The organism is Ectothiorhodospira mobilis, assembly GCF_900114895.1.
Classification (GTDB): domain Bacteria; phylum Pseudomonadota; class Gammaproteobacteria; order Ectothiorhodospirales; family Ectothiorhodospiraceae; genus Ectothiorhodospira; species Ectothiorhodospira mobilis_A.
Genome location: NZ_FOUO01000004.1, coordinates 145,922 through 156,908 on the forward strand (window position 1 = coordinate 145,922; position 10,987 = coordinate 156,908).

At 68.4% G+C, this 10,987-nt stretch carries 8 protein-coding genes; all 8 read left to right on the forward strand.

What is annotated here, in order from left to right; all coding sequences use genetic code 11:
- The first annotated feature begins 155 nt into the window (after positions 1–155).
- The 8 genes from BM214_RS04705 to fliG all read left to right on the forward strand — a co-directional run bounded on the left by BM214_RS04705 (position 156) and on the right by fliG (position 10,973).
- Positions 156–1,589 carry a DnaJ domain-containing protein gene (locus BM214_RS04705; RefSeq protein ID WP_090484052.1) on the forward strand — a complete coding sequence of 478 codons (1,434 nt, stop codon included), beginning with the start codon at positions 156–158 and terminating at the stop codon, positions 1,587–1,589.
- Between the two features lie 153 nt (positions 1,590–1,742).
- A complete protein-coding gene (locus BM214_RS04710) occupies positions 1,743–4,502 on the forward strand; it encodes a hypothetical protein (protein ID WP_090484053.1) in 2,760 nt (919 codons plus the stop codon).
- A gap of 153 nt (positions 4,503–4,655) precedes the next feature.
- On the forward strand, positions 4,656–5,207 hold the full coding sequence (locus BM214_RS04715; RefSeq protein WP_090484054.1) for a PilZ domain-containing protein: 552 nt from the start codon (positions 4,656–4,658) through the stop codon (positions 5,205–5,207).
- Between the two features lie 41 nt (positions 5,208–5,248).
- Positions 5,249–6,718 (forward strand): sigma-54 dependent transcriptional regulator, encoded by a 1,470-nt coding sequence (locus BM214_RS04720; protein WP_280521880.1) that lies wholly within the window; start codon positions 5,249–5,251, stop codon positions 6,716–6,718.
- Positions 6,719–6,876: 158 nt separating this feature from the next.
- Complete coding sequence (locus BM214_RS04725) at positions 6,877–7,893, forward strand: sigma-54 interaction domain-containing protein (RefSeq protein ID WP_090484056.1); 1,017 nt, start codon at positions 6,877–6,879, stop codon at positions 7,891–7,893.
- A gap of 77 nt (positions 7,894–7,970) precedes the next feature.
- Positions 7,971–8,294 carry a flagellar hook-basal body complex protein FliE gene (gene fliE / locus BM214_RS04730; protein WP_090484057.1) on the forward strand — a complete coding sequence of 108 codons (324 nt, stop codon included), beginning with the start codon at positions 7,971–7,973 and terminating at the stop codon, positions 8,292–8,294.
- Positions 8,295–8,314: 20 nt separating this feature from the next.
- Positions 8,315–9,976: a flagellar basal-body MS-ring/collar protein FliF gene (fliF, locus tag BM214_RS04735; protein WP_090484058.1), complete on the forward strand. Its 1,662-nt coding sequence runs from the start codon at positions 8,315–8,317 to the stop codon at positions 9,974–9,976.
- Complete coding sequence (gene fliG / locus BM214_RS04740; RefSeq protein ID WP_090484059.1) at positions 9,966–10,973, forward strand: flagellar motor switch protein FliG; 1,008 nt, start codon at positions 9,966–9,968, stop codon at positions 10,971–10,973. Before fliF ends, fliG begins: the two co-directional genes overlap by 11 nt.
- Positions 10,974–10,987 lie beyond the last annotated feature (14 nt).

Here is a 10,987-nt window from a genome sequence, read left to right on the forward strand (position 1 = left end):
GCTTATTTTGGGTATATGTTCATTTTGATTGCAAGAATCCGTGTCCGTTCCTCGGGACGGGGAATCCGGTACCGGTCCCGTGGTTTTCGCCACGGACGCGTTACCATAGGGGGCTGGCGGAAAGGGAACGGTTCATCCAAGGCACCCGGGGTACCATGAAGCGCTTGAGAACCCATTACGACAATCTCCAGGTGAGCGAGAACGCCAGCCAGGAGGTCATCCGGGGGGCGTACAAGTTCCTCTCCCAGAAATGGCATCCGGACAAGAACCCCGATCAGCGGGCCCGGGCGGAACGCATCACCCGCATCCTCAACGATGCCTATGCCGTCCTCTCCGATCCGCAGCGGCGCCGGGAGCACGACCGCTGGATCGCCGATCAGCGCCGGGCCCTGGCCTTCGACGTGACCCTGGCGGTCTCCCCTGGCGCAGGCGAGGCAAGGACCTTCTCCTATGGCTGCACCGAGGGCCTGCAGCCGGTCCTGGTGGGACCCGGGCGGCGTTTCATCAGCCTGCAGGACGGCACCGTGCTGGATACCCGCACGGCCCTGCACTGGATGACCCACTCCGTGGGGGAGGAATGGCGGGACGGCCGTTTCAGTGGCCATCCCGAGTTCTACGATGCCGGGCGCGCCCAGGACGCGGCGCGGCGCTTCAACGACCGCTATGGCTGCGGCCGGGAGACCCCCTGGCGCCTGCCCAGCAAGCGCGAACTGCGCTCGCTCTTCCAGCGTTCCATGGTCCCGTTCAAGCGTGTCCTGGACGAATCGGTCTTCTCCCCGGATTACCGCGCCCCCTACTGGACCCGTGCCGACAACCTCTGGCTGCAGGAGGACCGGCCCCGGCTGGTATCCCTCCACGGCGATCCCCCGCCGGGCGGGAATGCGCATCCCCTGGGCCGGGTGCGGCTGGTGCGGGGGCCGGACCCAGTCATGTTGGCCGAGGCCATGCATCAGGTGGCCCAGGGTCTGCTCAGGGAAAAGGAGCGGGAGGCGGCCCTGGAGGTCCTCAACCAAGGGCTGGCCCACGCCCGGGACACCCGTGGCATGGAGGACCGCAATGTGGTGCTGTGGATCCGTGACCTGGCCCGGGCCCATTTCCAGGGCAATGACTACGACCGCGCGGAGTGGTGGCTCAAGGAGATGGTGCAGGAGGCCCGCAAGCGGTTCGGCAAGGCGCACATGGAGGTGTTCAACAGCCTCATGGACCTGGGCTATTTCTACAAGACGACGCAGAACTACCTGCTGGCCCGGGATACCTTCATGGAGGGCTATGAGCTGTTGCGCGGGCTGGAGGTGGACGAGGGCGACGAGGGGCTCCTGCTGGCCCTCCTGCACGACCTGGTGGTGCTGCTGCTCATGCACCGACAGTATGGTCAGGCGGAGGAGATCATCCGCACCCATCTCAAGGACCTGCTGGCGGACGGGGAGGGGGCCTGGCCCGCCCGGGCGGGGATGCTGGTGCTGGTCCTGGGGCTGCTGCGGGAACGCAACGGGCAGACCGGCGGCAGCCGGGACCTGTTCACCACCTTCCTCAATGCCCTGCCGCCACCGGTGGCCGGGGCGGAGGATTTCCGGCGCCCCGGGCTGTAGGGTGCCGCCGGCCGGTGGCTGGCCTCGATCGTCTCCCCCCGAGTATGATCGGGCCATGCCGCAATCTCCGTCTTCCCAGAAGCCGCATTCGAGCCCTCCTGCGTCCCGCAGGTGGGCGTCCATGGGTTCCGTCCTGGCGGGGGCCGGGCGGTGATGTCCCGGGCCGGGATCGAGCCGGCCGTGCGCAAGGGCCACGAGGCCTGGCGCACCATCTGGGAGCAGCTGGACGCGGCGGAGCGCAGCCGTGCGGTGATCGCCTTCCTGGAGCGTCTGCGGGACCCGGCGGCCCGGCTGGAGCGGGTCTGTGACGCCACCCTCAAGACCCTGGCCCGGCGCAAGCGCTTCCGTGTGGAGACCCTCAAACGCATGGGCAACCCCCAGCTGGCGGAGGTGCTGCTGCCCCATGTCCCCGCCGTCCTGGGGGCGCGGGAATGGACCCTGCTCTTCCTCGGCTACTTTGCGGACTACAAGACCGCCATCATGTGCCGGTTCCTGGATCTGTGCGGCGTGGAACACGACGAGCGTGGCTTCGTCGTGGGGGGCGATGAGCGGATCCGCCCGCCCCGGGACATGGAGGCGGTCACCGCCACCCTGGTGGAGTCCTTCGGGGTACGGGAGGTGGCCTTGTATTTCGGGGTCCTGCGGCTCATGGACCCGGAGCTCTGGCAGTTCCTGGAGCCGGTCCTGCCGGGGCTGTGGCAGGACTTAGAGGCACAGGGGGAGAAGCCGGAGGAGGGGGCCGGTCCCGTTTCCTGCGCCCCCACCCCTGCCCGGGAAGGCGGGGGCGCCCTGGACGTGTCCGAGGACTTCACCCAGCTGGACCGGGTGATCATCGAGCAGATCCTGGCCACCCTGTCCCGCCAGGACCGGGCCCTGACCCCGGACGAGCTGGTGGACCTGGTGGAGTCGGTCCATGCCCTGGATACCGGGCGCCAGCGCACCTATTTCCATCTGGGCTTTCTCGATGCCCTGCTGCCGGGGCGCGCGGCGGAGATGAACCGGCCGGAGATGAACGACGGCCGCCGCCACTGGTACCTCTCGGGTCTGCTGGCCGGCCATGTGCGCCAGCGCGACCACGAGGCGGTCAAGACCTGCCTGCGCCGCCACGCCGATGCCCTGCGCGCCGCCTCCGCCATCCCCGGCGGGGCCGGGGCCAGCCTGGTGAACGAGGTCTATCCCTATCTCCTGGAGGCGGGTTTCACCCAGGAGGCCATCCGCCTGCTGCGGGGCCAGCGGCGGCACCTGACGGCCCGCACCGTGCGCCGGGTGCTGGAATCGGCTGCGCGCGCCCTGCACGCCGGCGAGGCGGAACTGGCCAATGTCCTCTTGGTGGAACTCAAGGAGGGGATGCCCCATGCCGCCCTGGACGCGGAGGAACAACGGGAACTCCATCCCCTGCTGGAACGCCGGCTGGGCCAGGCCCTGCAGGCCCGGGGCAACTTCGCCGGGGCCCGGACCCTCTACCAGGGGCTGCTGGAGTCGGGGGGCGGCGAGGATCCGGGACTGCTGGCGGACATGGGGCTGGTACTGGGGGGATTCCGCAGCCTGGAGGAGCTGGAATTGCCCCAGGACGCCGAGCAGGGGCGCAACCTCCTGGCCCAGCTGCGCAATGGCCGCCCCTACTTCTCGCAGGCCCTGGAGCGCTTTGGCCGCGCCGCGGTGGCGGCCCATTACGCCCTGGGTTTCATGGGCTATCTCACCTGGGTGGAGGCCGAAGGCCTGGATGCCGGCCGGGAGGAGGCCCTGGATCATGTCAACGAGGCCCTGGTGGGCCTGATGAGCGATGCCGCCTCCCTGGCGGCGGAACACCACGCCCTGTTGGACCGTTGCCGTTTCATGCAGTCGGTGCTCCTCATGGCGCGGCTGGACCGGGGTTCGGCCCGCGCCGCCATGGAGGCCTGGCGGGCCATCGCCGGGGAGATGCCCGCCCTGGCGGGCCTGGGGGTGCAGCGGCTGATGGAATGTGCCGACCTGGTGGACCCCGCCCTGGCGGCGGAGATCGCCGAGGCGGTGTGGCGGCGCCACGGGGAGTCGGCCCCGGGGATCGTGGAGCGGCCGGAGTGGATCGCCCGCTCGGCCTATCTCCTGGATGCCCTCCTGGCCCTGTGCCGGGAGAGCGCGGGGCGGGACAAGGCCGGGCAGTGGCGCCTGTGGTCTTCCCTGGTGTCCGCGGCCCTGTCCGCCGGGCGCGTGGAGATGGCCCAGGAGGGGCTGGACGCCCTGGAGTCCCTGGCCTCGGACAGCCGCTTCTGTCAGCCCCTGCTGGCCTGGCTGGAGGCCCCGGAACGGGTGGATCCGGCCTGGTCGGAGACGGAGGTGCTGCGCGCCCGGGTGCGGCTCTATCGCCGCCTGGGCAAGGACGCGGAGGCCTTTGCCCAGTTGCGCGCCCTGTTCTTCGCCCTGCGGGACACCCGCCCGGTGGAGGCGGGTCAGATCCTGGGCCTGTTCCGGGAGTACGGGGCCTCGCCGGAGCACTACGCCGACCTCTCCCTGCCCGCAGGGGAGGCCGCCGAGACGGGACAGGAGGCGGACCTGGACCGGCGGCTGCAGGAGGGGGCCGAGGTGACGGTGCTGTTCGTGGGGGGCAACGAGACCCAGGCACGCCATGCCGAGGAGGTGATCCGGACCGTGGCCGCGGACTGGCCCGGGGTGCGGGTGATCTTCCGCCTCACCGGCTGGTCCTCCAACTGGGGCCGGGAGGTGGATGCCCTGGCGCGCCAGGCGGCCGAGGCCGATGCCGTGGTGCTCATGACCATGATGCGCACCCTGCTGGGACGGGCCCTGCGGGAGGCCCTGAATGACCCGCCGCGGCCCTGGGTGCCCTGCACCGGTACCGGCCGCGGGGCCCTGGTGGAGAGCATCCGGCGGGCCGCCCGCGTCGGCCTGCGCATGACCCTACAAGAGAGCCCGTAGACGGCGCCGCCGGTGCGGCGTGGACGGTACCCTCCCCTTGCGATGCAAGGGGAGGGTACCCGGTATCTTGCAGAAGCGGCTTTTGCCGGCCCTGGGGGTGCGTTCGTCGCGTTTTGGCTTGCAAGCCCTTGCGCTACCTGATCCAATGCGCCCATGGGTGAAGACGATCCTTTCGACAGTGTCCTGTCCATCCGCGACCGTCTGCCCCTGCGCTGGTGGGTGGCCGAGCCGCCCGGGGACGAGGGGATGGCCCGGATCAACGAGGCCAATGAGAGCCTGTTGCGGGTCTGTGCCAGTCTGGACGATGCCGCGCCCCATCCGGTGGAAGAGGCCGGGGAGCTCTCCCACGAGTTGCAGCGCATCGAGTCCAAGCTCAACGTCCTCGTGGAGATGGTGGGTTCGCTGCTGCACAGTCAGGCGCAACTGCCCCCGGCCGTATCCATGCGCATCGCCTCGACGGGGCTGGCCTGGGAGAGTCGGGACCGGGTCCCGCCGGGGACCGGACTGCAACTGCACTGGTATCTGTGCCCCCATTTTCCCCGTCCCCTGGAACTCTTCGCCCGCAGTTGTGCGAACCCGGAAGAGGGCATCACGGCCCGGTTCGAAGGGCTCAGCCCCCAGGTGGAGGACGGCATCCAGAAGATGATCTTCCGACGTCACCGGCGCAGCATCGCCCAATCCCGTGCCCGCAGGGGAACGGACTGAAGGCATCGCGCCGTTCGAGCTTCACACACCGGATCACATCCATGGCACCTGAACAATCCAGCACCACGTCCACAGGGGAAGTCCACTGGCCGCGGATGCCCCGCCGCGTCCTGGTGATGGCCGACGATGCGGAGCGGGCCCGCCGCCTGCAGACGGTGCTGGAGTTTCTGGAATGCACCCCCGTGCTCCACGGCGACGGGCCTGTGTCGGCGCAGGAGGGGGACTGGCTCATGGTCCTGGCCAGCGGTTGCCTGGGGCTGCCGGATCCCGGGGTGCTGGAGGCCCTGGCCGGGGATGGAGGCCCCGTCCCCCCCATGGCCCTGGTGGGGGCGGCGGAGGAGTTCGACCCCCTTCCGGAGGCGCTGCAGCCGTGGCTGCTGCGCCGCCTGGATTATCCCCCGCGCTTTCATCAACTGGCCGATACCCTGCAGCGGGCCCGGCACCTGATGGTGAATGGCACGGATAGGGGCAGCGGGGCCAGCCGTCAGGCCCTGTCCCGTTCCCTGGTGGGCAGCAACCGCCGCATGCGCCGTATCCGCGAGCTCATCGAGCAGGTGGCGGCCACGGAGGCCAATGTCCTCATCCTGGGGGAGACCGGCACCGGCAAGGAGGTGGTGGCGCGCAACGTGCACCGCTGCTCCTCGCGCCGGGACAAACCCTTTGTGGCGGTGAACTGCGGGGCGATCCCGGGTGATCTGCTGGAGAGTGAACTCTTCGGACACGAGAAGGGGGCCTTCACCGGGGCCATCAGCAGCCGCGCCGGGCGCTTCGAACTGGCCCAGGGGGGTACCCTGTTCCTGGATGAGATCGGCGATATGCCCCTGCCCATGCAGGTGAAGCTGTTGCGGGTCCTGCAGGAGCGCACCTTCGAACGGGTGGGAGGCACCAAGACCCTCACCACCGATGCCCGCATCATCGCCGCCACCCACCGCAATCTGGAGGAATCCATCGGCGAGGGGCGCTTTCGCGAGGACCTGTACTACCGCCTGAACGTCTTCCCCATCGAGGTGCCTTCGCTGCGCGAGCGCATCGAGGACCTGCCGCTGCTCATCGGCGAACTGATCCACCGCATGGAGGCGGAAGGGCGGGGCAGCGTGCGCCTGTCCGAAGGGGCCCTGCGGGTGCTGGCGCAGCATGACTGGCCGGGCAACGTGCGTGAACTGGCCAATCTGGTGGAGCGCCTGGCCATCATGCATCCCGGGGAGACGGTTGCCCCCGCGGACCTTCCGGCCAAGTTCCGGGGCGGGATCGATGCCGCCGAACTGGAGGATCTCTCCCGCGACGGGGGTGCCCCGGACGGAGGGTTTCCCCTGGGGGGGCTCCCCGAGGATGGGGTGGATCTGAAGGAGTATATCGGCGCACTGGAGACCCGGCTCATCCGCGAGGCCCTGGAGCGGGCCGACGGGGTGGTGGCCCACGCCGCCAAGTTGCTGGGGATGCGCCGCACCACCCTGGTGGAGCGCATGCGCAAATTCGGCATCAGTCGCCCCGAGGATGCGACGGAAACCTGACGCCCTGCCTTCCCTTCCTTCCAAGCTCTTGATTCTGAAGGGCTTATAAATCTGGCATACAACCTGCTTCCTTCCGGGTGACGCCCCTTTATCCGCCGGATCACCGGCGCAAGGCGTTCCAGCCGGGGCCCAACCGGACCATATTCGGAGCAGGTGCAATGACCCAATCGACCCTACTGACCACGGACCCGGAGGACGGGGCCACCGAACTGGTCGCCGAGGATCCCAGGAGCCGGGAGTTGCTGGAGTTGGCCGGCCGTGTGGCGGCCTCGGACGTGACCGTGATGCTCAACGGGGAATCGGGTGTCGGCAAAGAGATCTTCGCCCGGTTCATCCACGCCCGTTCCCATCGCGCCGACGGACCCTTCGTGGCGGTCAACTGCGCGGCCATCCCCGAGAACATGCTGGAGGCCATCCTGTTCGGCCACGAGCGGGGGGCCTTCACCGGCGCCGTCGAGGCCCGGCCGGGCAAGTTCGAACTGGCCCAGGGCGGGACGCTGCTGCTGGATGAGATCTCGGAGATGGACCAGGCCCTGCAGGCCAAGCTGCTGCGGGTGTTGCAGGAGCGGGAGGTGGAACGTCTCGGCGGCCGCCGCCCCATGGCCATGGATGTGCGTGTCCTGGCCACTTCCAACCGCAATCTGCAGGCAGCGGTGGCCGAAGGCCTGTTCCGCGAGGACCTGTTCTACCGTCTCAATGTCTTCCCCCTGCATATCCCGCCGCTGCGGGAGCGCCCGGGGGACATCCTGCCCCTGGCGCGGCGCATGATCGAGCGGTACGGCCGGGGGATCCACCGGGTCCGGCTCACCCAGACGGCGGCGGCGCGGCTGGTGGATCACCCCTGGCCGGGCAATGTGCGGGAACTGGATAATGTCGTCCAACGCGCCATGATCCTGCACGAAGGCGACAGCATCGACGCCGATGACATCCGTTTTGAGACCGGTTCCCCATTGAATTACGACCGTGGGGAGGACTTCGGCGGCCTCATGCCATCCGCCCCGCGGTCCCAACGTCTGGGGGACACCCTGCGTTCCCGGGAGGAGCAGCTCATCCTCGATGCCCTGCGGGAGGAGGCGGGCAGCCGTAAGGAGGCCGCCGCCCGGTTGGGCATCAGCCCCCGGACCCTGCGCTACAAACTGGCGCGTCTGCGGGAGGCGGGCGTGAGCATCCCCTGAGCCCGCCGGGCAGTTGCCGGCAGGGCCTTTGTAGAAATCCACGAGAGCTAGGGCATCCCGTTCAGGAGGATCAAGCCATGAGCAATACACAGATCGACCAGGTGCTGCAGCAGATGCGGGTACTGGCGGCCAGCGCCGGATTGGAACAGGGCGCGGGGCAGCAACAGGGCACGGCACAGCCCAGCTTCGCGGCCATGCTGCGCCAGTCCATGGACAAGGTGAACGAATACCAGCAGACCAGCGGTGAGCTCACCACCCGCTTCGAGAAGGGGGATCCGGATACGGATCTGGTGGATGTCATGGTGGCCAAGCAGAAGGCGAGCGTCGCCTTCGAGGCCACCATGCAGGTGCGCAATCGCTTGGTGTCCGCCTATCAGGACATCATGAACATGCAGGTCTGAGGACATATTGAGAAGCCGCCATGGCCACTTCACTGACCGCCACGCTGAACCAGCAGATGCAGGGGTTCACCCAGCTGCCGAAGCAGAGCCAGATTGGCCTGATCGTCGGCATCGCCGCCGCCGTTGCACTGGTGGTGAGCCTGTTCATCTGGCTCACCCGGCCGGAGTACTCCATCCTGTATCCCGATCTGGGGCAGCGCGAGGCCGGGGAGGTGATGCAGGCCCTGGAGGCCCGGGGCATCCCCCACAAGGTGGACCCGATCACGGGGGCCCTGACGGTGCCCGCGGAGCAGGTCCACGAGGCACGCCTGCAACTGGCCACCGAGGGGCTGCCCAAGTCCTCGGGTTTCGGCTTTGAACTCATGCAGCAGGAGCAGGGCATCGGTACCAGCCGACTGGTGGAGACGGCCCGCTACCATCGCGCCCTGGAGGGGGAACTGGCCCGTTCCATCGCCACCCTCTCCAGTGTGGAATCGGCGCGGGTGCACCTGGCCATGCCCAAAGAATCGGTCTTTGTGCGCGACCGCAGCCAGCCCAGCGCATCGGTGGTGCTGACCCTGCACCCCGGCCGTACCCTGTCCGAACACCGGGTGGCGGGGATCGTGCATCTGGTGGCCTCCAGTATCCCGGACATGGAGCCGGAGCGGGTCACCGTGGTGGACCAGCGAGGGAATCTGCTGACCCCGGAGGATCCGGCCGGGAGCTCCATGGATCTCTCCATCCGCAACCTGGAGTTCCGGCGGCAGGTGGAGGCCGACTATCGGCAGCGCATCGAGGACCTGCTCACGCCCCTGGTGGGCAAGGACGGTGTGCGCGCTCAGGTGTCCACGGAGATGGACTTCTCCCGCATCGAGCGCACCATGGAGAACTACGATCCCGAGACCATCGCCCTGCGCAGCGAGCAGATCTCCGAGGAGAAGCGCCGCGGCGGGCCGCAGGATATGGGGATCCCCGGGGCCTTGACCAACCAGCCCCCGGATGGCGGTGAGCTGGGCGCCGAGGGGGAGGGCATGCTCGAGGGTGCGCCGGCCGGTCAGCTGCCCGTTTCCTCCAGCCGTCAGGCCACCCGAAACTATGAGGTGGACCGTACCGTCAGTCATGTGCAGGAGGCCCCCGGGGCCATCCGCCGGCTTTCGGTGGCCGTGGTGGTGGATTTCCAGGAGCGGGTGAACGAGGATGGGGAGACGGTGAGCGAACCCGTGCCCCCGGAGGAGCTGGACCGCATCGAGGGCCTGGTGCGTGAGGCCGTGGGCTTCAACCCCGCCCGGGGCGACACGGTGGAGGTGGTCTCCGCCCCGTTCGTGGGTCTGCCCGAGCCCGAACCGAAGCCGGAACCGGCCCTCTGGGAGCAGCCCTGGTTCCAGGATCTGGCGCGCACCGGCTTGCTGGCCCTGGTGGGACTGCTGCTGATCCTCCTGGTGGTACGTCCGCTCATGCGCAACCTGGCCGCCCAGGGGGGCGCCGGGGAGGCCGAAGGCGGCGCGGAAGGAGAAGGCGAGGAAGGTATGGGCGAGGATCAGCTGAGTCTGACCCACGAGGGGGGCGAGGAGGCCATGGCCCTGCCCGGGAAGAAACCCGCCAGTTACGAGGCCAACCTCGAACGTGTGCGGGAACTGATCAAGGACGATCCCAAACTGGTGGCACAAGTGGTGAAGAACTGGGTGGCGGAAGATGGAGCCTAAAAGCAAACTGGCAGGTCCCGATCGTGCGGCGGTGTTGCTCATGAGCCTCGGGGAAGAGGCCGCCGCCGAGGTCCTCAAACACATGGGACCCAAGGAGGTGCAGCGCATCGGCACCTCCATGGCCTCCCTGAGCAATGTCTCCAAGAGCGAGGTGGGGGAGGTCCTGGACGACTTCGTCACCACGGTGGAGGAACAGACGGCCCTGGGCATGGGCTCGGATGACTATATCCGCAACGTGCTCACCTCGGCCCTGGGCAAGGACAAGGCCGACGGGGTCATCGACCGCATCCTGCTGGGACGCAACTCCAAGGGCCTGGAATCCCTCAAGTGGATGGACCCGCGGGCGGTGGCGGAGGTGATCCGCCTGGAACACCCCCAGATCATCGCCATCGTCCTGTCCTACCTGGATCCGGACCATGCCGCGGCGGTGCTCTCTTTCCTGCCGGAGCGGGCGCAGCCGGACGTGCTCATGCGCATCGCCACCCTGGACGGGGTGCAGCCCTCCGCCCTGCAGGAACTGGACGAGATCCTGGAACGGCAGTTCGCCGGCAACATGAACGTCAAGTCCTCCTCCGTGGGCGGGGTCAAGAGCGCCGCCAACATCCTCAACTTCGTCGATTCTTCCAAGGAGGGCCTCATCCTGGACAAGGTGCGGGAGGTGGACGAGCAGCTCAGCCAGAAGATCCAGGATCTCATGTTCGTATTCGCCAACCTGGCGGAGATCGACGACCGGGGCATCCAGGCCCTGCTGCGGGAGGTCTCCACCGATTCCCTGGTGCTGGCCCTCAAGGGTGCCGACGACACCCTCAAGGAGAAGATCTTCAAGAACATGTCCAAACGCGCCGGCGAGATGCTGCAGGACGACCTGGAGGCCAAGGGCCCGGTGCGCCTGAGCGAGGTGGAGGCGGCGCAGAAGGAGATCCTGAGCATCGCCCGGCGCATGGCCGAGGAGGGCGAGATCGTCCTTGGCAACAAGGGCGCGGAACAGATGGTCTGACGAGGTCCGGTAGC